A 20012-nucleotide genomic window follows, 5' to 3' on the forward strand; every position below is an offset into this window, starting at 1 on the left:
GATGGTCAGCGAAAGAGCCGCAGCGACTCTCGGGTGGAACCGGTGGAAGGATGGTCGGCGTGAAAAGCCTGCCGCAGTCCGATGCGACTCTTCTGATCCGTACCGACTTCTCCGATCCGGAGGGGTGGGAGGCGTTGCGGACGGCGGTGACCACGCCCAATGACGATGACTTCGCGGCGAACCTGCACCTTGTCGATGACCCGGCCTATCGCGATGTGAGCGCCGAGCAACTCGCCGCGCTCGCCTCCGATTCGCTGTTCATCGTTGCCGACAAGCTCGCGATCTCCTCGGCCGAACGGCCATTGCTCAGCGTCTACCGGAGCGAAGCGGGGACCGAGCAGCTGCGAGTCATCGCCGAGGAGCTGTGGTCGATCGAGAACAACATCGCACTCGCCAACATGGATTGGGACGAGTTCACCAGTGCCGCTGACGAAGACGGCGTCTTCCGGGGGTTCTGATCTCGGAGTGATCTGTCCGTCCCGGCCGGGCCTGCGGCGGCGGCATCGGTGCTTCGGGTGTCACCGCGCCCAGGGTGCGATGACCGGTGGCTGGCCGGGGATCAGTCCCTGCCCGCCGACGGGCAGCACCACGATCGCCTCGAACGGTTCGGGGTTCGGGTTGGCCATGGCGAACTGCTGGTGCGCGGGCACGATGAGAGCGTCTCCCGCTGCGACGGTGAGGGTTTCGTCGCCCATGGTGACGACCATCGATCCGGAGAGCGCGATGAAGATCTCCTCGCGGTCCAGCGCGTGCGGCGGGGCGTCGATGCCGGGTTTGATGCTGAGCCGCCAGGCACAGTTCTCGGTGGAGCCGCGGCTCGGGGCGGCCAGGCCGACGAAGGTGGCGTGGTCGTTCTCGAAACGCGGCGCCTGGTCGGCGGTGATCAGTGGCATGGGTTTCTCCTGTGCAGCGTGAAAGAGGTTGGGTAGGTGGACTACTGAGCCCAGGGTGGACTGACGCGATCGCCGCCGGGAGCCTGGGCGTACGCGCCGACCGGCAGCACCGCGACCGCCTCGAACGGCTCGTCGCCGGGGACACTCAGCTGAAAGACGGTGTGCGCGGGGATGACCAGGGCGTCCCCGGCGCAAAGCTCGCCGGTCTCACCGTCGATGACCACCTGCGCCCGCCCGGAGAGCGCGATGAAGATCTCTTCCCGCGATACCGCGTGTGCGTGACCGGGATTGCCCGCTTCGAGGGTGAATCGCCACACGCTGTTCTCGCTGGAACCCCGGCTGGGAGCGGCCAATCCGACGGCGGTCATGAGCGGGGCCTGGAAGGTGGGTGCGTCGGCGGATTTGATGAGTGGCATGCTCTACTCCTGATGTTCAACCAAGGTGTTCAACTGTGGTGTACAACTAGAGTTGAACATATTGCCGCGAAGGGAGTCAAGTATGGATTTCGGCGTACTGCTCGGGCAGGCGTACCAGGGGTTCGTGCAGGAGTTGCACGCACACCTGGCCGGGCACGGACATCAGGTGCTGGGCGCGTCGTACGGGTACGTGTTGCGCACACTCGCGGACGACGCGCTCACCGCGAGTCAACTGGGCGAGCAGCTCGGGATCACCGCGCAGGGTGCGGCCAAGGTGGTGGACGAGATGGTCCGGCAGGGCTATATCGAGCGCCGCGCCGACCCGAATGACAAGCGCGCCAAACTGCTGCATCTGTCCGATCGCGGGCGGGACATGCTCGATACTGTCCGAGCCTTCCATGCGGACTACGAGCGGCGATTGACCGCCAAGGTGGGCGCGGATCAGATAACCGCAGTGCGCGGCGTGCTCGGCGAGATCATCGACGCCGCAACCGATTCCACCACCGCGCGCGCCTTCCGGCCGCTCTGAGCCGAATTCACCGGTGTCACGACACGCGGTGGCGGTGCCGGTCCGGCTATACGCTGAGGACAGGAAGCAGGTAGCCCGGCCGGACAAGGAGGGTGGGCATGCCAATGTATCCGGACCCACACGATCCTCGTGTGCAGGAAGATATTCAGGAAGCCGTTCAGCGAGTGCGTGATTCGGCGTTCGGCTCGTATATGTCGGAGCAGGACATCTATAACGCCGCGTCCGCCTATCTCGGGGTGGAGCAGGCGAGCGCGCCCGGCATCGACAGCGCGATCCAGCAGGAGGTCCGCCGCCAATCCGGGACGGGCTGGACCGTCGAAGACCGGCGGGTTTCGCAGTCGACGCCGCAGGCCGTCCCGGAGCCGGTTCATTCCGGCGGCGGTGCGACGACCCCGTTCGCGGACCCCGTATTCGGGGTGACGGCCGATCATTGGTTTACCGACGGCGAGATCGCCGCGATGCGGAATTACGCTCGTTTCGACGGAGCGCTCATGCGCGACCGCTACGACCCGACCTGTCCGTCGGAGTTCTATCGCGGCTATCTGACCGCGCTGGTCGGCCTCGTGCAGTCGATCGAACCCGCCGATTCGCTCGATCGATATCGGTCGGTGGTCACCCACATCGACGAAGTCCTGAAGACCTGGACCGGCGATCAGGACCAGCGAACCGGCGGCGCGTTCGCCATGACCAACGCCTGGCAGTACTCCACCTCCGGAACCTCACTACCTCAGATAGTCGCCTTCCTGCGCGGCGAAATCGCCTGTCTGGCAGAGTGTTTCCACACCGCGAGGCTGCACGGACGCTGAGCTGAACGCGCCGAGTCCCATCGGTTCCGAAGGGCGTTCCGTGAGCGTCCGTCGCGCAGTTAACCGGCGGTCCTGCCGCAGCCCGGCACGGCGCCCTGCCGGTCTACGTTAAGTCGTGCCGTCCCCGCGGGCGCCGCTTGACCTTGCCCCTGGGGCCGGCCGCATGCTCTGAGCAGCAAAGATAACTTCGAATGAGGAGCCACGGTGCAGTTGCTCACGATCGGCGCGTTCGCCCGGCTGGCCAGGTTGTCCCCGAAAGCGCTACGGCTGTATGCGGATTCGGGACTGTTGTCGCCGGCGCAGGTCGATCCGGACACCGGTTATCGGTGGTACTCGGCGGGGCAGCTGCCGCAAGCCCGGCAGATCGCGCGGTTGCGGCAGCTGGACATGCCGTTGGCCCGGATCCGGGAGACCCTGGCCCAGCCTGCCGAGCAGCGGGTGCGGGTCCTGGCCGCGTACTGGGACGAGCACGAACGAGCGTTCGCCGCCAAACGGCAGCTCGCCGAGTTCCTCATCGATCAACTGACCGGAAGGAAGGTCACCATGTACGAGGTCTCGATCCGGACCATTCCCGAGCGCACCGTGCTGAGTTGCACCGAAAGCCTCACCGCCGATCGCATCGGGGAATTCGCGACACCGCTGTTCGCGTTGTTCGGCGGCCCGTCGGTGCCGCGACCGGAGGGCAGCGCGGGCCTGCCCTTCTTGCGTTACCACGGCGAACTCGGCCCCGACGAACCGGCTCCCGTCGAATTCTGCTGCCCGATAACCGAATCCGATATCGATGCGGTGACGCGGCGCTTCCCGGACATGCTCGTCCGGCGCGAACCGGCCGGCCGCGAGATCTACCTCGGCGTACCGAAGTCGGACATGATGAGCGCTCTCGGCTTCGAGGCACTCCACCAGTGGCTGATCGACCACGACGAACAGTCCGACTGGCGGCCGCGCCAGGTCTTCCTCCGTGATCCCGCCCGGGCCGGCGACTCCGACACCGTCTACGAACTGGCGGCACTGCTGACCTGATCGGACGACTCCGCCCCCGAACTCGTTGGTCGCGTCGCACGGTGGCCGGGTGTAGGTGTCCGATGGACAACTTCGGCGGGTGTTCCGGTGTCGGGCCTGCCCGAGCGGACTATTCGGGTGGTATGCGTTCGTGCAAGGTCAGCAGCAGATGATCGAAGCTGGTCACCACGTTCGGGGGCGGAGGTGTCGCGGCGGACAGTTCGTCGACGAGCTGGGCGGCCAGCGAGCGCAGCCGGGTATTGGTTTCCTGCGACCGCCAGACCAGGATCTTGAACGCTTGTTCGGCGTCGACCTGGTAGATCCGCATCAGCACGCCCTTGGCCTGCTCGATCACCGCGCGGGATTCGACCAGGTCGGGGACCGCCTCGTCGAGGGTGTCGCGCTTGACCGCGTCGAGGGCGGGAGTCAGATCGATGTAGTAGCCGTGGGTGCCGACCGGGGTACCGGTCTGGTCGAGGATGCGGTCGGCGACCACCAGCACGGTGTGCTCGATGCCTGCGGTGTCGATGATCCGATGCCGGCCGGAGAACGCCTCGCCGTGCTCGATCGAGCGGGCGATCGTTTCCGCGACGGTGGCGCGGTCGTCGGGATGTTTGTGCTCGAGCATGAGCTCGGTCGTGGGCTCGACCGCGCCCGGCTGGTAGCCGTGCAGGCGATACAGCTCCGGTGACCACTCCCACCGTGCGGTGGCGAACCAGAACTGAAAGCCGCCTACGACCTCACCGTTGCTGCCCTTGTCCGCTGGCGGCTCCTCGGAAGCTGTCACGTCGGTCACCGCTCGATTATGGCGCAGCACCTGGCCCGCTAACCGCTGCCGGTTCGGCGAGCGGCGAGTCTGGCTGGTAGTTCGGAGCACGCCGTCTGCCGCGGAATAGTCGGGCCGGCGGCTATGTTGAGAGGTGGTGTCGGCGTCCGGACAGCCCCGGGCCTCACCCCTTTGTCGCTACGAGCGACCACCCGCCGAGAGGCGCTTGTGGGACGTCGACGCCCTTGCGATTACGCCGCCAGTGCACTGCGCTGGCGGCGTTTTTGCTATCCGGGGACAAACCGGCGGAGGTGTGTCGGATCCGTGAGGGTATCCCGCACTGGAAACTGCTCGGGCCGAACAGGTTTGCCCCTGCCCATCCGGGTATGGCAGGGGTGCGAGACACCTGGACGCTCTCACCCCGGAGCACGGCCAGGCGCACCGCAATTCGGCAGGGCGGGAACCCAAGTGCTGCCAAGCTCCCCCGCCCTGCCGAGCCTGGCCAACGAATTCTCCCGGCGGAATCAGCCTCGGACCTCGCCCATGTTCGGGTGCCGATCCGCCAACCCAAGTCGCTGGCTTGCGCTCAAGGGCGCAACCGGTCCGTTTGGCAGTCGTAGCAGACGAGGCCGTGGACTTCGGCCAGGCCCGCGACGAATTCCGAGACCTCTGCCTCGCGACCCCATCGGATATGTACTTCGAGCGAAGGTCCGTGCGCGTCACCGGTTCCCCCGGAGGACCAGGGACTGCCTGGTTCGCCGCAGTCGGGCCAACGCCGGAGCAGGGCTTGCACGAAGTCGGCGATCGCGGGACTCGCCGGATAGAGCGGATCGCCTGCGACAACTCGGCGTTCGTTATCCCCGCTGATCCTGTCCAACACCCGGCGGAGGTCCGCATCGCTGCCGGGCTTCGCGCCTGCCCAAATCCTCAGGTCGTAGCTCATGGCCCGGATGATGCCCCAAGCCAACGACATTCGAGTGCGGGTTGACCTGAGATTTCTGCACTCGAGGGGGTCGGCCAGGAGTCGTTGCGCTGTTCGCGCTCTCGCCGAATGGCGTGCGTCTACCCGGGGTGCAGACAACTCGCGACCGCGACGCCAAGTTCGTCGTTTCCTGAACGGCGCCAACGGATTCGGCTCAGGCGCTATGCCTAGCTACGGGGGGTACCGAGCTCACCGCACGGTGGTGTCACCGAGTGAGCCGATTCGCTGGGTTTGCCCGCTGGCTCGTGCGGAAGGCGGGCCAGCGGAGCGACTGTCTGCGTTATTCCGGTGGGGGAGGCTGCCGTATCTCGGCCGGCACCGACCCGCCGGCTACATCGGCGGCGATGCCGAGTGTCTCCTCGTACGGCCGTTCATCGAGTTCCTCAGTGCCCGAGAGTTTCTCGCTCTCCGCAGGCGTCTCGGGGGACACGTCAGGCGTCTCCTCGGCCAAGCGCTCGCCCAATGGCCGTGGATGCTCTTGCTCCCAGGCGGTCATGCCGTACTTCGTGACGCCCGACCAGTGCTCGGGCGGATCCATGCCCTCCTCCAGCGGATCGAGCCGCAAACGATCTTCGTCCAGATCCTCGGCGCTACTCAATGCGGCCGGATCGGTCTCCACGGAGTCCGGGCCGCCGGTGTCCTGCGGAGGATCGTAGGTGTTCGGTTCGGTCACTGCTGCCTCCTCTCGCCACGCGGCTTTCCCTCATTTCAGGGCCCGAAACGTCAGGACTCGGCGACTGCGCTCGCCCCACCGCCTCGGCCGACCGACAAGTCATTGGACGCGGATCGTGGGTCCTGTTCCGGGGCGGTAGGCACTCATTCCCGAGGTGCCGATGCTGCATCCGGGCAGGGTGTCGTCGAGGCTGCCCTGGATGATCGTGCCGAGTTGGCCCGGCGGGATGGTGTCGGAGCGTTGGATGCCGAAGGTGACGAAGTTGACGGCGGGTTTCTGCCCGGCGGCCAGTTTCCGGTTGGCTGTCTGTTCGTCGGGTGTTTGGACGCGGAAGCATACTGCGGTCACTGTCCAGGCGGCGGTGTCGTCGGGAATTGGTGTCAGAGTTCGCGACGGTCCGCCGCCGAGATCGACCACCCATACGTCGCCGAGATGATCGTCGAACACCGACTGGGGGTAAACGATTTTGGTGAGCGCGTTCTGCAAGGTCTGACCCCGCAGGTCGGTTTTGGTGAGTTCGAAGATCGGCTGGCTGCGTTCGACGAACACTTTCGGCGGTGGCGCCGGTCTGAACCAGAAGTAGCCCAGCCCGGCGGCGACCACGACCATGACCGCGGCGACCGCCGCGATGAGGTAGCGCTTACGGCGCGGAGCGGTTGTGTCGGTCATCGCGGCTCCTGGGCTCGATGAGGATCGGGAGTCGAAGTCATCTGCGCTGGACACAGTCAGTTTCCTCCCGCCTGATGCGGGACGCTCGGCTGGGGTGGTGCCGGAACTATTCCCGGCGGGGGTGCCGGGAATCCGTTCGGTGCGCCGGTCGGCCCGACAAGGTAAGTGCTTCCTTCGGGAAACAATGCCTGCTTCTGTTCGGTGGACACGTATTGCCCGGTGCCGGCGTCATAGCGTTGGACCTCGTAGAGCACCTGTGTGTAGGTCGGATACGCAGACATCGTCTCCCCGGCCTTCATCGGTACCGATGGTGCTTTCCCGCCGGTTTCGCCGATGGTGAGTGATTCGGTATCGGCTACCGACTGCGACACCTGACCACTGGCTTTCAACGCTCCGATGGTGGCGTCGACACCGAGTTGCCCGGTTTTGGTGACGGTGCGTGAGATCGTCGTAGACCTGCTGACCGTGCAGGAAATACCGTCGCTTGCCGCCGAGCAGGTGTCGTAGGGAGTCGTGCCGGGTGGCGTGTAGTTCGGGTTGGTCTGATGTACCACGACCTTGTAGTCGTATTTGTTGTGGCAGCCCTGACTGAACGACCATTCTCGTTCTTCGCCGCAGCGGGAGACAGGCTGCACCGGAAGCTGATCACGGATCGATGGCGCCGAGGCACCTGGGCTCACCGGCGGCGGCGCGGCGGTGGGTGGAAGCGGTGCGGGAGTGCCGAAATCCGGAACCGTTGTCTGGTCCGGCGCGGTCCTCGACGGATCCGGTGCGGACTCGCGGCTCGGCGGTTGCGGTGGGCGGGCACCGCCGGGCGCGGCCGGCTGCTGCTCTCCGGGTACGGGAACGATCGGTGTGCCGTTGCCGGGGGCAAGCGCCGGCGGGGTGAGAGCGCCGGCATGGCCTCCCATATCGCCGGTGTCGCCCGGCGCCGCACCCGGCAGAACCGGGGTCGGTAACGCGGGCGTTGTCGCCGGTGGGCCGGGTGCGGGACCCGGCGGCGGTTTGGGGACCGGGATACACGGCCAGCCCGGGTGCATCTGCTGCCACTGCGCACAGGGGATATCGGGCTGTGCGGTCGCGGTGGTGTCGAACACGGTCGTCATGACGGCCGCGAGCAGCGCGGCGGTCAGCGCGGCAGCCGTGGGGAACCCTCGCCTGCGTGAACGTTTGCCGACCATCGATCTGGAACCAATGCGTGGACTCACGAAATGCCCCCTACAGATAGATGGGGTCGCCGTAAACGGTGACGGTGTTGTCTGCCTCGGGTGTGGTGATGCGCGCGGTGGCGAACGAACGCAGCGAGACCGGTCCCATGCAGGCGTTGACCTTGACCTGCACTTGATCGACGGTGATCGAAGCTCGCGGACCAGCAAGAGGCTTGGTGCCGAACTCGATGGTGGTGATCCCGCCAGGTTTGACCGTCTGGCGGCCGGTTCCAGTGACCTCCGCGACCGCTTTCACCGCCACGAACCCTTCCCGGGTGAACATCGTCGCGGCCAGGTTCGGCACTCGATCCAAGGTCTCGGAGGTCTTGTTCACCGCGAGCCGCCAGCCGGTATCGGTCTCGACCGTGCGGCTCTTGTCGGCAACGGGATCAGCCGCGGCCGTGCCAGCCACAACTCCCGCTGTGCCACCCATCAGCAAACCAAGCGCAGTAAGGCACTGCACCTGGCGCACACACATAAATGACGACACCTCGCCCCCTCTTCCTTGCACAGATCCCCCCGATTCCTTTCGAGGTGACTATTTCCGGCAACCAGAACACATCATTGGCAAACATTCAGCAACCGCTGGGTGACTGCTCGGTCGTATCCGCGACCGGCAGTTCCCCTCGCGCGCATCCTTGACGCCCCGGTCGCCGTGGCCGTGTGTGCCCGATCATGGGTAATGTGTGAACTGCGCCACTTCCAGTCTGTGGTCCTTGCTCGGGCCCAGACCGAGCTTCCTGCAGCGCGACGGGGGGCTGCGTCAAGATGGCCGATGCCTACGACAATTCTGATCGACCTGCACGCGCTGACGTGTCTGTTCGGGCGGCCGCAGCAGGGCGCCGAGATGCGGGGCGTTGTCGGTGGGGCTCTCCGCTGACCTCCGGTCGCCGTCGGCATGGCCAAACTCTTTGCGACGGAAGGTGTTGCGGTCGAAGGGATGTCACGGCCGTAGGCGACTGCGGAGTTCGGGCAGGCGCTGTCCTCGGCGCCGCATTCGTCCATCGAGGCTGGGACTGAATCGCGGATCGCTTTTGGTAGCGACCGAATAGAACATGCTGCGGCACAACTGTTTCCGCTGCGCCGTAAGCAGATCTCGACCGCGGAGCCGGCCGGTTCGGCACCGGCCGCAGAACCGCATGGAACGCTGGGGCTCGCCCAGGACGTCGGTCATCTGATCGGGATTTCTGCTACCGGCACGGTTCGATCAGGTTCGGCGCGGATGCGTCGAACCCGGAACCGGCAGTGGTGCAGTGAGATTCGGGCGAATGCTCCCGTTCAGGAAGAGAGCCTGACCTTTTCCGCGGGCTCGGCGTTGCTTTCGCATTCCTTGTACGGATTGACCTGGCCCTGCCGCTCCTGGCATGTCCACGAGACACCCTCGACGGTTACCGTCCGGGTGCCCTTGCTCGGAGGGCCGGACTGCTCACCGTAGGCACTGCTGCTCACGGCAACCGCGGTGGGACAGGCGGCGCTGCCTTTGGTGGTGACGGCGAAGACCGCGAGGCCGGCGACGCTCGTCGTGCACGAAATGGCGACGGGGGTCGCTGAGGGGGGTTGGAAGGTCGGAATCTGTGCGGCGCTCGACTGCACGGTGGATGTCGAAGCGGCAGAAGTTGTGTTCGCTGCCTTATCGGTCGACGCGTCGCCGCATGCGCCGACGCTCAACGCGAGGGCGAGAGCGGCCGCGGCCAGAGGGATCGAACCGGTAATTCGCAATGCGGGCTCCTGGATGGTCATGATGGCATCGAGACGGTGTCGCCCGCGTCGCCTGCCTCCGATTGGATCCGAGGCGAGCCAATACTCGCCGACCGACACCGGGCTCGCGAGACCTCAATTGCTCTGGCACGGCAGCGCATCGACGCGGTACGCCTGGGGCGGGTACCGGCCGCGACCCGACCTCGCTGCGGATCGGCAAGTACCGCGAATGCACCGATCACGTTGGCACACCGCTGAATTCGCTGGCTTGATGTCTCGACCAGTGCCACAGCTCGGTGATCACCTGCGCAGCCCGCGTCTGCACAGGTCGCTGAACCGGCATCACGGTTGCCCTTGTTGTCCCGCTATTGCCTCGGGGTGTCAAAGCTACAGTGCCCACCAGCAGAACAATCGGAAGTTCTTCGATCGCGCGCGACTGGCCAAGCCGGAGAGAAGAACCAGCACCTCGAGCGCGATATCCGCTGTCACTCCGTCGTCGCGCAGTTCTTCGGTATTCGCCCACTCCGCGGCGACGCCGGCCAGGGCCGAATGCTCCGCCTCAGCCAACGCCTCCTGCAGGGTGTCCGAAACGCTGACGATGAAGGCACTTTCAGCCTCGGGGGAGGAGAGCAACTGCCCGGAACGTGGCAGCTCCGAGGTCTCTTCATAGGTGCTGCCGGTCAGGATCGCCTCGAGCTCGGCCATCGCGATCACCGGATCGATCCCCTTCAGCGACAACACATCCCACGCGGCCGGGTCCGGGCCCCCGGGGTGGTCGAGCACACTGAGAGCCGCGTCGTCATCGGGGGCCGAGAAGTAATCACACATCACCATGAGGGCGATCCTCGCACCCAGCGCCCGCACGCCGCCATTCCTGGCGAACACGGAGCCCCGAAATCAACCGCTAGCTAATGTTGACGGGTCGTCCTGTTCTCCAGCTGTGGGTAGCGGAGGGAGATCTGGTTTGCGTGCAATGTTTTGCGCCGTCGTGCTGGTGGTGGTGTTGGCAGATAGTTCCGTACTAGCGGCTTCCGACTAGATTGCCCGGCGAGTGGGGTCAGGAGATCGCGTGCCGGGCCTGGTGCGACTTGCCGGGGTCCGTCAGGAAATTCCACGCAGGATGGCCGCGGGCCCCTCGGGCCGAACCTGTGCGCGATGCCTCCGTCCCAGTTCCGTAATCGTGGGCGGTTCGGCGGCGGGTACCAGCATTCCCCATTGGCCGGCCAGGGCGATTGCTTCATGGCGGTTGCGGACGCCCATGCGCCGGTAGATGTCGGCGAGGCGGCGGAAGGTTTCTCGTTGGGAATAGCCTTCGTTGCGGGCGAGGCGGACGACCGAGGTGCCCTGTGCGAGTGCACGTAGCCAGCGGATTTCGTCGGGGCCGATGGTGTCGCGATCGGGTCCTTCGAGCGAGGAATTGGCCAGCGATCGTACGATCGGGGTGGGGAGTAATGCTTGTCCGGCGATGGCGGAGCGCACCATTTGCACGATGTCGTCGGGGTGCGAATCCCATTGCACCGCAGCGTGTGCGCCTGCTCGTAGCGCATCGCGGAAGTCCGCGATGCCGGGTGAGAGCAGGACCGCCAGCACCACCAGGTCCGGGAACGCGGCAACGAGTTCGCGGAGGGGATGGGTGCCTTTGGTGTGGATGGTCACCACTGCGGCGTCGATCTGATTACGCCGGATCCAGGAGAGCGTGGAGTCCGGTCGGGCGACCTCGAAGCCGCCTTGTTCGAGGACGGCGGAAAGGCCTGCACGAAAGGTGGGGACGTGATCGACGACAACTACCTTTTCTGTCATGACTTTTCTGCTTTCATCGCGGAGCGCCCGGGTCGTTGTCGGTGTGGGTGACGAGTTGGCCGAGTAGGGCGGCGCGGGTGAGTTCGGCTTTGTTGCCGACGCCGAGTTTGGTGCGGATGCGTCGGACGTAGGTGTCGACGGTGTGGGGGCTGATGCCGAGCCGGGCTGCGACTTGTCCGTGGGTGAGACCGTGGGCGATTTGGCGCAGGACTTGTTCTTCGCGTGTGGAGAGCTGGGGTGCGGGAGGTGTTGGTTGGTGTCGGGGTGGTGGGGCTGCGGTGGTGTGGACGGCTTTGCCGGAGGTGACGATGTGTATGGCGCGGATGATGTTCGGGGCGGGTGCGGATTTGCTGATGACGCCGGTGGCGCCGGCTTGGAGGTAGAGGTCGTCGTCGGTGGCGGTTTCGTTGTTGAGGATGAGCACTGCGATGGATTTGGCGGTGTGGGTGATGGGTGTGAGGTCGTGGGGGTGGGGGATGGCTGCGGCGTCGATGAGGGCGATGTCGGCGAGCCAGGAGGGGTTCTGGTTGGTGGAGGTTCGGACCGCGACGACGTGCATTCCGGCTTCGGTCAGTGTTTGGTGCAGGCCGAGGAGGAATAGCGGTGATTTGATGAGTAGGTCGGTTCGGATCATGGGAACTCCCGCCGTATCACGTGGCTTCGGTGGCCATGCGCCCCTGCTTCAGCACCGCCAGCGGAAGTGGTTGCCTGTCGTGCCCCCGAACGGTCCGTCGAATCGCAGTGGTAAGCCATGGAAGCAGTGTGCTGACCGCACCTTGCAGAGTCCTCGACGGTTCGCTGTCAACACCGCCGAGAGCGCGTCGTCAACCTCGGTCGTACATGCCGGCGCACAGCGTCTTCAGCAGTTCCGGCGGCGCGTCGATGAACCGGCCGTGCGGACCGGCGAACACCTTGAAGGCGGTGTCACCGCAGACCGGCCAGCCCGCCATCTGCGCGGGCGGTACCTCGCAATCCTCGGTCCAGCCGATGGCCGTGATCGGGCAGCGGACCCGCGGCGGTTCGGGGACAACGTAACGCCGGCTGATCTCGACGTCGTTGCGCAGCATCTCTAGATAGATGGCCACCAGCTCCGGATACGGTTTGCTGCCCTGGGCCCGGATCGTGGACTCCAGCTCCACGGCCAGCTGCGCGTCGTCCATGCTCAGCATGCGTCCGGCCGGTCCGTCCTGCGGTGCTTGCTGCGACGACACGTACAGCCGGGTCGCCGACGGCCCGCCGGCGTGCTGGAGTTGCGCGGTGATCTCGTACGCGAGCAGCGCGGACCAGCAGTGGCCGAAGAACGCGAACGGTACGTCGAGATACGGCTCGAGCCCGGCGATCAGGTCCGTGGCCAGCTCGGCGAAGGTCGGCGGCATCGGGTCCGCGAAGCGGGACAGCCGGCCCGGGAGCTCGATCGGCAGGAACTCGACGCCGTGCCGCTGCTCGGGCCAATTCCCATACACGCCCGCGCCGAATCCGGCGTGCGGGATGCAGAACACCCGCCGGGCCGCCGTGGTTGACGGCGACCGCTGGAGCCAGCCGCCTCCGCCGGTCGCGGCCCTGGGTGAGTACGGCTTGAAGTCGGTCATGTGAAGGCCTCCGTCCGGAGTCGATGGTCAGTCGCGAGCTACCGCGGTGCCGAGCACGCGCACGCGTTCGTGCGCGTCCCACACCTGCAATCGGCCGCCGCGTTCGGACAGCTGCACCGTGTCGAGCCGGTCCTTGCCGAGTCGCCGCGCCCAGTACGGGGTGAGCTTGCAGTGCGCGGTGACGCACACCTGGTCCTCGTCCACACCCAACGCGGGAAAGAAAGTCCTGGAGGCGAAGTCGACGCCGTCGGCACCGTGGGCGGTCACGATGTGGCCGCGGTACGGCTGTCGGGCCAGCGCGGCGAAATCCGGCCGGACGGCCCGCACCGCCGCCATCGACTCGACCTCGATCACGATGTCGTCGCTGGACACCGCGCAGGCCACCGCGTCCGTGCCGAGCGCCGCCAGCAGCCCCGGCGGCGGTGCGCAGGCGGTGAGTTGCGCGGCGGGCAGATCGAGGGCGATCAGGTCGTCGACCCGTTCGGCGTGCAGGACGCCGTTGTCGGACACGAAGGTCAGCCGGGTCCGGTCGCTGCCGGCGAGCAGGACCCGTGCGCTGGCGATCGTCGCGTGTCCGCACAGGTTGATCTCCTTGTGCGGGGTGAACCAGCGCACCCGATATTCGCCCGCGCGCACCGGTACCACGAAAGCCGTTGTCGGCAGCCCGATTCGGTGCGCGGTCCGCTGCATCTCGGTCGCCGGCGGGAACTGCTCCGCCCGCACCACCGCGGCCGGGTTGCCCGCGTACCGCGCGTCGGCGAAGGTGTCAACGATGTGATGGCGCATTTCCCACGTCCTCCTGGCCGGACAGGCTCCGGAACATCAGGTCGATCGCGGCGCCCATGCCCCAGACCTCGCGGTACGGCGGCCCTTCCGGACCGGTGTCGATGTCGCGCTGACGGGCGTACGCGGCCGTGGTCCACTCCGGCGTGGACGGGTACCGGTGGTGATAGTCGTGGTTGGGCAGGTCGCCGACGACCACCAGCAGCCTGGACGGCAGGTGGTAGCCGAGGCTGAGCGCCGTCCATCGAGCCCAGGCCAGCGGTCCGCTCCCGCGCGACGGCACCGCCGAACCGCAGAACCGGGCGGAGGTGTTGGCGGCGGTGTAGAACCGGTGCCCGAACTCGGGATTGCGCGGCGCGAGCCACTCGTGCTCGCCCAGCCGGTCGAGCAGAGCGCTGAGCTGGGCGAAGACGATGACCGGCAGGACGAACGCGTGCACCAGTACGAGCGTGCCGTGCGGTAGCCAGAACGGCAGCGACAGCCACCAGGCGAGCCACGCGGCCAACCCGAGGGTCCGCCGAGGCCGCCCCGTCACACTGCTGACGATTCGGCCACGAAAGCCGTTCCAGTAGAAGACCGGCGACAGGAACACCACCCAGGCCCGCCGCCACAGCACTGCCCGGCTGAGCCCCGGGCGGAACCCGAGGTCGTGCAGGAACTGCACCGGCGGATCGGCTTCGGTGGCGAACACCTCGCGCCGGTGGTGATTGTCGAAGTGCTCCTCCTTGAACGCCTGGAGGGTGTGGAAGACCGACAGCACCGTGACGACCTCACCCCAGAACGTGTCCCACCGTTTGCTGCCGGAGAACCGCCGGTGCAGGGCCTGGTGCGCGATGACCAGAACCATCACCCGCTCCCCGTTGACCGTGAGCAGCCAGCCGATCGGCAGCACGAGGAACCAGAGCGGAAACATCAGTGCCACCGCGAGCGTCGACACGATGAGGCCGGTGAGAAACACGGCGAGGGTCATGGCCAGGTAGCTGGCCCAGGTGTGCCGGAACAGCGGCTGCTGCTCCGGCAGGGCCCGGCCGGTCTGCCAGGTCCAGAAGTGCTGCGTCCAGTGCGGAAAACGCAGATAGCTGGCCCGTACATCGTCCACGACACACCTCGATCAGTTGGTTGCTCCGACGCCGGTCGCCGCGGCGAGCCGGTCGAAGAACGCCGTCCAGAGTTGCCACATCTCGTCGGCCGCCTGGAGCACGGCGTCCTCCTGCTCGACGGTCATGCCGGTCAGCAGCGCGTGATCGGCCTCCTCGACGTGGTCGGGTTCCTGCTGCACGTGAATGGCGACCCACGCGTTGTCGGCGTTGCCGGTGGTCCGCTCGATCGCCTTGCCGATGCTGGACACCATGAGCAGGTCCGTGTTCTCGGTCGCGAAGATGAATCCGAGCGCGCTCTGCGGCGCTTCCGAGGCCCGGCGGTATCCGTCGACCAACGCCGCGGTCTCCGGATACGGTGCCGTCCCGGTGACCCGATCCCGGTCGAATCCGCATTTCGCCATCGACTCGGCGTAGATCACCTCGTGGGCCCGGTCCACCACACCACCGCCGGCCTCCTGGTTCAGGATCCGGGTGATCGCGCTCTTGGCCGCGATGTCCGGCAGCACCGCCACACAGCGGGCCAGGAAGGTGGGGAAGTAGTGCAGCGGATGCCACCACTGCTCGATGAGGATGGCGGCCTGCTCCTTGCTGAACTCGGTGCGGTCCACCGAGGCGAAGAACGGGTGATCCCGGAAGGATTGGTACACCGGGCTGGCCGCGAGCCGGTCGCCGATCGAAAGTCTCGTGGTCATGGTCGTCACTCCTTGCTGTCGGTTCGATCGAGGGTGAAGTACCGCAGCAGTTCCAGGACGTGCGGCAGCACAGCGGGGTCCGGGCAGGCGCGCGCGAGCGCGGTCATCGTGTCCCAGGCGAAGTCCGGGCCGCCGTCCCAGCGGAAATGAGACTTGATGACGATGGCGAAGACCTCCCGGACGTTGTCGATCGTCAGGATGTCGGCCAGGCGGAACAGGTCGGCCCGGCGGGTATCGGGCAACGGCGGTCGCGCAACCCGTGCAGAAGTGGGAATCCGGTGGTCGATCTCGGCCTGCGCCACGTCGACCAACGGCCGGCTGCCGGGTCGGTCGGCGAAGTCGAACATGAGGTGGACCCGCGTCGTTCTGGACAGCGACGCGACCGAGTGGATCTGCGCCGCGTCGAAGTGCCAGACCTCGCCCGCCCGCATCCGATACACCACGTTGTCCTCGCTGAACAGGCAGTTCTCGTGGGTGACCAGCGGGATATGCAGCCGATGCGCCGGCCGCGCGTCCTCGGGCAGATCGGTCAGTTCCAGGAAGTCGCGGTGCGGGATGATCACGGTGTCCGAGATCGGCACCAGCCGGACGAACTGGAGCCGGGACAGATCGGCCATGCCGGTGATGAGCTCTTGGAGGTAGGGGAGCTGTCGGCCGTACTCGGTGAACGTCGGTTTCTGGTCGTAGGCGTAGGTGGTGACCAGACCGCTGCCGATGTCCCCGCCGGTGGCCCACAGCATGGCGTTCTTCCACGGGCCGCCGATGAGGTAGTCGCTGTAGGCCTCGGAGTAGCGGAACGATTCCGCGTGCGCGAGATCCTTGGCCAGTCGCTCCGCGTCCAGCGGAATGGTCCCCACGTATTGGGTTTTCATCGCGTCACCTCGGCTACGGGAGTGAACGGCCGGCCCCAAGCGTTCTCGTGGGCCATCCGGTTGAGGCCGTAGCGGTCCTCGCCCGCCACCAGCACCGTGCCGTGCTTGTCCAGATCGAAGTGGTGGCCGAATTCGTCGAACCCGCTCATCCCGCCGTAGACCCGGACATGGGTGGGCACCACGCGGATCGCGAAGCCCATGCGCTGGCGGCGGCTGATGTTCGGCGCCGACCCGTGGATGCAGCGCGCGGTGAAGATGAAGAACTGACCGGCGCGCATCTCCAGGTGCCGGACGTCCTGCTGGTCCGGGTCCCAGTCCTTGTCGATCTTGATGTCGTTGTAGTTGTAGCCGAAGAACGAGTTGTCCTTGGCGGCACTGTTCCACGCCATCGGCGCGTGCTCGTCGTAGCGCCACTGCCGATGACTGCCGGGGATGACCTTCATACAGCCGTTGTCCTTCTGCGCCTCGGTGAACGCCACCCAGCAGGTCAGCTCCATCGGTACGCCCGGCGAGTGCTCGGTCGCCTCCAGCATTCCCTCCTCGGTCTCACCGATCGCGTAGGTCTCCACCTGGTGCCAGCCGGTGCCGGAGTCGCCGGGATTCTTGGGAAAGAACTCGGTGCGCCAGCACAGGATGTCCGGGCCGATGATCGACTGCATCCGGCGGACGATCGCCGGCTCGGTGATGAGCTCGCTCAGTGCGGAGATGTCCAGGTGCCGGTCATAGTTGACCGGATTGTCGAAGACCTTGCGGGCGTTGTTCTCCGGGTCCAGCAGCGCCTTGCGCTGGGTCTTCCACCACGCGGTCATCTCCTCCGGTTCCCACAGCGTGAACGGCCCGATGTACCCCTGCTCGGCGAATGTCTTCGCGTCGTTGTCAAGCTCCACGGTTCGAGTTCCCTTCCGCGCCGACCCGTTCCAGCGCAGCGTCGAGCTGCGCCGCTGCCTCGGCGACGTGTTCTCCACTGATGAATGTCCGGTGTTCGCCCGTGATCGGGATGACGGTGAGCGGCCCGGTGCACAGCTCACGCATGGCCGCGGTCAACTCGGCGCGTCGTTGCGGTTCGGTGTCCGCGGCATCGAACAGGTGCACCGGTCCGGGGTAGGGCTTCGGCTCGTACCGCATCGCCGCGTGCATGCATGCCCGCGCGGTGTCCAGCACGGTGCGCAGGTACCCGCTCGACGCCTTGGTCGCGATGGGCGCGCCCATCAGCTGGAGCCAGGTCTGGTCCGAGGTCAGCTCGACCAGTTCGGCGTCGGTGGTGGCCGGGTCGTCCAGCCGTGCCGCCACGGTGTCGAGCAGTTCCAGGAACGGGGTCCGCGCCATCGGTAGTCCGGTGATCGGATCGATGACCGGATTGGCGTCGAACAGGCCGAGGAAGGCGACGACACCTCCGGCGGCCCGCAGTTGCTGGGCCATCTCGTAGGCCAGCACGCCGCCGAAGGACCAGCCGGCCAGCCAGTACGGTCCGTCCGGCTCGATCGTGCGCAGCTGCTCGACGTGGATCCGGGCGAGATCGGTCAGGGTGCTGCCGAACTTCGGTGGGCTGCCGGTCCAGCCGATACCGAGCAGCCGGGCCGGCGTGGTCGAGCGGTGCGCCAGCTCGCGGTAGGCCAGCAGCTCCCCACCGAGCGGGTGCACGAAGTAGAGGCCGCGGCCGGACGGGCCGGGACGGAGCGTGACGATGTGCGAGGACCGGTCCGCGGGCCGGGGTGCCGCGGTGGCGCCCAGCGCGGCGACCAGATCGTCGATCGTGCTGTCCTCCAGCAACATCGACAACCCGACGGGCCGGTTCAGCACCTGCCCGAGCTCGGTGACCACCCAGGTGGCCAGCAGCGAGTCGCCGCCGACGTCGAAAAAGTCGTCGTCCGGGGCGAATTCGTCGTGCCCGAGCACCCGGGTCCAGATGTCGGTGATGATGTCGGTGAGCGAGGGGGCCGTCCTCGGCGTCTTGGCTTCTGGCGCGGTGGGCAAGGCCAGCTGGGCCAGGGCCCGTCGATCGAGCTTGCCGGTCGTGGTCCGCGGCAGCGCCGCGATCTGGACGTACCGCGCGGGAATCAGGTAGGCGGGCAATAGATCCCGCAGGTGCTCGGTGAGCTCTCGGTGGGCGAGCGGGGCATCGGTCTGTAGGTACGCCACCAGCACCGATACGTTGTCGGCGACCTCGCGCAGATCGACTGCGGCAGCCGTGATCCGAGGGTGGCGCATCAGCGCGTGTTCCACCTCGCCCGGCTCCACCCGGAACCCGCGCACCTTGAGTTGTCCGTCGGCGCGGCCGATGAACTCGTAGTGCCCCGCGCCCGACACACGCACCAGGTCGCCGGTGCGGTACAGGCGCTGACCCGCCTCGAACGGGCTGGCCACGAACCGTTCCGCGGTGCGGGCCGGGTCACGCAGATACCCCTGGGCCAAACCGGCTCCGCCCACGTACAACTCGCCCACGGCCCCGTCCGGCAAGGCACGCAGCCGCTCGTCCAGCACCCGGCAGCACACCCCCGCCACCGGCTCACCGATGCTCGGTACCTCCGGCCACTCGGCCGGTCCGGCGGGCAGGGTCAGGCTGGTGACCAGATGGGCCTCGGTCGGTCCGTAATGGTTGTCCAGCCGGCATTCGGGCAGCCCGGTGAACAGGTCGCGGATAGCGGGGGTGGTGATCAGTCGTTCGCCGGCCGTCACCACGTGCCGCAACGAGGTGGGGACCACGTCGAGGCGACCGGCCGCCACCGCCAGCAGCTGGAGCGCCACATACGGCAGGAACAGCCGTTGGATCTTATGCCGCACAATCGAATCCAAGAGCGCGACCGGATCGCGGCGCACCTGCTCGGAGGCCACGATCAGGCAACCGCCACCGGCGAGGGTGGACAGCACCTCCTGAAAGGTCACGTCGAACGAGTTCGCGGTGAATTGGAGTGTGCGCAGTCCGTTTTCGCCGCTGTCGAGTTGCCAGCGGATCAACCGGGCCAGCCCGCGGCGGGTCATCGCGACGCTCTTGGGAACGCCGGTCGAGCCGGAGGTGTGCATCACGTACGCGAGTGCGTCCGGGTCGGTGCGCAACTCGGTGAAAGAGTGGGCGGGCCCGTCCGGGTCCACCGCGGTGATATCGGCCGGTAGCCGCTGCGCGCCGTCGCGATCGGTAACCGCCACCGGGCAATCGAGGCGTCGCAGGATCGTCGCGTTGCGTGCGGCGGGCGCCGTGCTGTCGAGCGGGCAGTACACGCCGCCTGCCGCGAGCACCGCCAGCATGGCGATCACCGTGTCGGCGGATCGGCCGAGCAGCACCGGTACCGGTCGCTGCGGTGCGACACCGGCCGCGTGCAGACGGTGTGCCAGCCCGTCGACCCTGGCGATCAGCTCGGCGTAGGTCAGTGACGTGTCCGCATCGACCAGCGCCGGTCGGTCGCCGGCGGCGCGGGCCCGCGCCCGGATCAGATCGAGGGGGAACGGGGCCTCGGGATCGGCGGCCGCCGAGCGCGTCACGGTTTCCATGCCTCGCCTTTCGATCACGAACCACCGGGCTCGGTAGCTGCCAATTGCGTA

Annotated in this window: 23 protein-coding genes; 4 read left to right on the forward strand and 19 right to left on the reverse strand. The window is 66.9% G+C overall.

What is annotated here, in order from left to right; translation table 11 throughout:
- Nucleotides 1-59: 59 nt before the first annotated feature.
- Nucleotides 60-458, forward strand: coding sequence for a DUF6924 domain-containing protein (locus ACFQ9K_RS22655; protein ID WP_378720378.1), 399 nt, complete (start codon nt 60-62; stop codon nt 456-458).
- Nucleotides 459-518: 60 nt separating this feature from the next.
- Here ACFQ9K_RS22655 and ACFQ9K_RS22660 read toward each other — a convergent pair whose 3' ends face one another.
- Both ACFQ9K_RS22660 and ACFQ9K_RS22665 read right to left on the reverse strand, forming a co-directional pair.
- Nucleotides 519-893, reverse strand: coding sequence for a cupin domain-containing protein (locus tag ACFQ9K_RS22660; RefSeq protein WP_378720379.1), 375 nt, complete (start codon nt 891-893; stop codon nt 519-521).
- Nucleotides 894-934: 41 nt separating this feature from the next.
- On the reverse strand, nt 935-1309 hold the full coding sequence (locus ACFQ9K_RS22665) for a cupin domain-containing protein (protein ID WP_378720380.1): 375 nt from the start codon (nt 1307-1309) through the stop codon (nt 935-937).
- Nucleotides 1310-1391: 82 nt separating this feature from the next.
- On the opposite strand from ACFQ9K_RS22665, the gene ACFQ9K_RS22670 reads away from it, so the two are divergent.
- From ACFQ9K_RS22670 to ACFQ9K_RS22680, 3 genes are all read left to right on the forward strand, one after another.
- Nucleotides 1392-1838, forward strand: coding sequence for a MarR family winged helix-turn-helix transcriptional regulator (locus ACFQ9K_RS22670; RefSeq protein WP_378720381.1), 447 nt, complete (start codon nt 1392-1394; stop codon nt 1836-1838).
- 131 nt (nt 1839-1969) lie between these two features.
- Complete coding sequence (locus tag ACFQ9K_RS22675) at nt 1970-2644, forward strand: hypothetical protein (RefSeq protein ID WP_378720382.1); 675 nt, start codon at nt 1970-1972, stop codon at nt 2642-2644.
- A gap of 204 nt (nt 2645-2848) precedes the next feature.
- Complete coding sequence (locus ACFQ9K_RS22680; protein WP_378720383.1) at nt 2849-3664, forward strand: MerR family transcriptional regulator; 816 nt, start codon at nt 2849-2851, stop codon at nt 3662-3664.
- A gap of 109 nt (nt 3665-3773) precedes the next feature.
- Here ACFQ9K_RS22680 and ACFQ9K_RS22685 read toward each other — a convergent pair whose 3' ends face one another.
- From ACFQ9K_RS22685 to ACFQ9K_RS22765, 17 genes are all read right to left on the reverse strand, one after another.
- A complete protein-coding gene (locus ACFQ9K_RS22685) occupies nt 3774-4439 on the reverse strand; it encodes a PAS and ANTAR domain-containing protein (protein ID WP_378720384.1) in 666 nt (221 codons plus the stop codon).
- A gap of 556 nt (nt 4440-4995) precedes the next feature.
- Nucleotides 4996-5352 carry a hypothetical protein gene (locus tag ACFQ9K_RS22690; RefSeq protein ID WP_378983540.1) on the reverse strand — a complete coding sequence of 119 codons (357 nt, stop codon included), beginning with the start codon at nt 5350-5352 and terminating at the stop codon, nt 4996-4998.
- A 319-nt stretch (nt 5353-5671) separates the two neighbouring features.
- Nucleotides 5672-6064: a hypothetical protein gene (locus ACFQ9K_RS22695; protein ID WP_378720386.1), complete on the reverse strand. Its 393-nt coding sequence runs from the start codon at nt 6062-6064 to the stop codon at nt 5672-5674.
- 99 nt (nt 6065-6163) lie between these two features.
- Nucleotides 6164-6733, reverse strand: a complete 570-nt coding sequence (locus ACFQ9K_RS22700; protein WP_378720387.1) for a hypothetical protein — start codon at nt 6731-6733, stop codon at nt 6164-6166.
- A 56-nt stretch (nt 6734-6789) separates the two neighbouring features.
- Nucleotides 6790-7941 (reverse strand): hypothetical protein, encoded by a 1152-nt coding sequence (locus tag ACFQ9K_RS22705; RefSeq protein ID WP_378983543.1) that lies wholly within the window; start codon nt 7939-7941, stop codon nt 6790-6792.
- Between the two features lie 10 nt (nt 7942-7951).
- Nucleotides 7952-8413 (reverse strand): MspA family porin, encoded by a 462-nt coding sequence (locus ACFQ9K_RS22710; protein WP_378720389.1) that lies wholly within the window; start codon nt 8411-8413, stop codon nt 7952-7954.
- 806 nt (nt 8414-9219) lie between these two features.
- Nucleotides 9220-9681: a hypothetical protein gene (locus ACFQ9K_RS22715; RefSeq protein WP_378720390.1), complete on the reverse strand. Its 462-nt coding sequence runs from the start codon at nt 9679-9681 to the stop codon at nt 9220-9222.
- 345 nt (nt 9682-10026) lie between these two features.
- Nucleotides 10027-10503, reverse strand: a complete 477-nt coding sequence (locus tag ACFQ9K_RS22720) for a hypothetical protein (RefSeq protein WP_378720391.1) — start codon at nt 10501-10503, stop codon at nt 10027-10029.
- A 237-nt stretch (nt 10504-10740) separates the two neighbouring features.
- Nucleotides 10741-11439 (reverse strand): hypothetical protein, encoded by a 699-nt coding sequence (locus ACFQ9K_RS22725; protein WP_378720392.1) that lies wholly within the window; start codon nt 11437-11439, stop codon nt 10741-10743.
- Nucleotides 11440-11452: 13 nt separating this feature from the next.
- Nucleotides 11453-12073, reverse strand: a complete 621-nt coding sequence (locus ACFQ9K_RS22730; protein ID WP_378720393.1) for a LuxR C-terminal-related transcriptional regulator — start codon at nt 12071-12073, stop codon at nt 11453-11455.
- Nucleotides 12074-12263: 190 nt separating this feature from the next.
- Entirely contained in the window at nt 12264-13028 is a 765-nt protein-coding gene (locus ACFQ9K_RS22735; protein WP_378720394.1) for a thioesterase II family protein, read from the reverse strand.
- A gap of 27 nt (nt 13029-13055) precedes the next feature.
- Nucleotides 13056-13814 (reverse strand): PhzF family phenazine biosynthesis protein, encoded by a 759-nt coding sequence (locus tag ACFQ9K_RS22740; RefSeq protein ID WP_378720395.1) that lies wholly within the window; start codon nt 13812-13814, stop codon nt 13056-13058.
- The gene (locus tag ACFQ9K_RS22745; RefSeq protein ID WP_378720396.1) at nt 13795-14910 is read right to left on the reverse strand and encodes a fatty acid desaturase; all 1116 of its coding nucleotides are present in this window, start codon (nt 14908-14910) and stop codon (nt 13795-13797) included. Before ACFQ9K_RS22745 ends, ACFQ9K_RS22740 begins: the two co-directional genes overlap by 20 nt.
- A 12-nt stretch (nt 14911-14922) precedes the next feature.
- Nucleotides 14923-15603 carry a TenA family transcriptional regulator gene (locus ACFQ9K_RS22750; protein WP_378720397.1) on the reverse strand — a complete coding sequence of 227 codons (681 nt, stop codon included), beginning with the start codon at nt 15601-15603 and terminating at the stop codon, nt 14923-14925.
- A gap of 5 nt (nt 15604-15608) precedes the next feature.
- Nucleotides 15609-16475 (reverse strand): aspartyl/asparaginyl beta-hydroxylase domain-containing protein, encoded by an 867-nt coding sequence (locus ACFQ9K_RS22755; protein WP_378720398.1) that lies wholly within the window; start codon nt 16473-16475, stop codon nt 15609-15611.
- Nucleotides 16472-17362 (reverse strand): chlorinating enzyme, encoded by an 891-nt coding sequence (locus tag ACFQ9K_RS22760; RefSeq protein ID WP_378720399.1) that lies wholly within the window; start codon nt 17360-17362, stop codon nt 16472-16474. The genes ACFQ9K_RS22755 and ACFQ9K_RS22760 overlap by 4 nt, the downstream gene beginning before the upstream one ends.
- Nucleotides 17352-19961: an amino acid adenylation domain-containing protein gene (locus ACFQ9K_RS22765; RefSeq protein WP_378720400.1), complete on the reverse strand. Its 2610-nt coding sequence runs from the start codon at nt 19959-19961 to the stop codon at nt 17352-17354. The genes ACFQ9K_RS22760 and ACFQ9K_RS22765 overlap by 11 nt, the downstream gene beginning before the upstream one ends.
- Nucleotides 19962-20012: the final 51 nt, after the last annotated feature.

This window comes from Nocardia sp. NPDC056564 (genome assembly GCF_042793755.1).
Classification (GTDB): domain Bacteria; phylum Actinomycetota; class Actinomycetes; order Mycobacteriales; family Mycobacteriaceae; genus Nocardia.

Excerpts from the sequence above, each read along its gene's own strand:
- ACFQ9K_RS22755 (WP_378720398.1), bottom strand. The coding sequence starts at position 16,475 with ATGAAAACCCAATACGTGGGGACCATTCCGCTGGACGCGGAGCGACTG.
- ACFQ9K_RS22700 (WP_378720387.1), bottom strand. The coding sequence starts at position 6,733 with ATGACCGACACAACCGCTCCGCGCCGTAAGCGCTACCTCATCGCGGCG.
- ACFQ9K_RS22730 (WP_378720393.1), bottom strand. The coding sequence starts at position 12,073 with ATGATCCGAACCGACCTACTCATCAAATCACCGCTATTCCTCCTCGGC.
- ACFQ9K_RS22660 (WP_378720379.1), bottom strand. The coding sequence starts at position 893 with ATGCCACTGATCACCGCCGACCAGGCGCCGCGTTTCGAGAACGACCAC.
- ACFQ9K_RS22725 (WP_378720392.1), bottom strand. The coding sequence starts at position 11,439 with ATGACAGAAAAGGTAGTTGTCGTCGATCACGTCCCCACCTTTCGTGCA.
- ACFQ9K_RS22735 (WP_378720394.1), bottom strand. The coding sequence starts at position 13,028 with ATGACCGACTTCAAGCCGTACTCACCCAGGGCCGCGACCGGCGGAGGC.
- ACFQ9K_RS22690 (WP_378983540.1), bottom strand. The coding sequence starts at position 5,352 with ATGAGCTACGACCTGAGGATTTGGGCAGGCGCGAAGCCCGGCAGCGAT.
- ACFQ9K_RS22665 (WP_378720380.1), bottom strand. The coding sequence starts at position 1,309 with ATGCCACTCATCAAATCCGCCGACGCACCCACCTTCCAGGCCCCGCTC.
- ACFQ9K_RS22670 (WP_378720381.1), top strand. The coding sequence starts at position 1,392 with ATGGATTTCGGCGTACTGCTCGGGCAGGCGTACCAGGGGTTCGTGCAG.
- ACFQ9K_RS22750 (WP_378720397.1), bottom strand. The coding sequence starts at position 15,603 with ATGACCACGAGACTTTCGATCGGCGACCGGCTCGCGGCCAGCCCGGTG.
- ACFQ9K_RS22740 (WP_378720395.1), bottom strand. The coding sequence starts at position 13,814 with ATGCGCCATCACATCGTTGACACCTTCGCCGACGCGCGGTACGCGGGC.
- ACFQ9K_RS22765 (WP_378720400.1), bottom strand. The coding sequence starts at position 19,961 with ATGGAAACCGTGACGCGCTCGGCGGCCGCCGATCCCGAGGCCCCGTTC.
- ACFQ9K_RS22715 (WP_378720390.1), bottom strand. The coding sequence starts at position 9,681 with ATGACCATCCAGGAGCCCGCATTGCGAATTACCGGTTCGATCCCTCTG.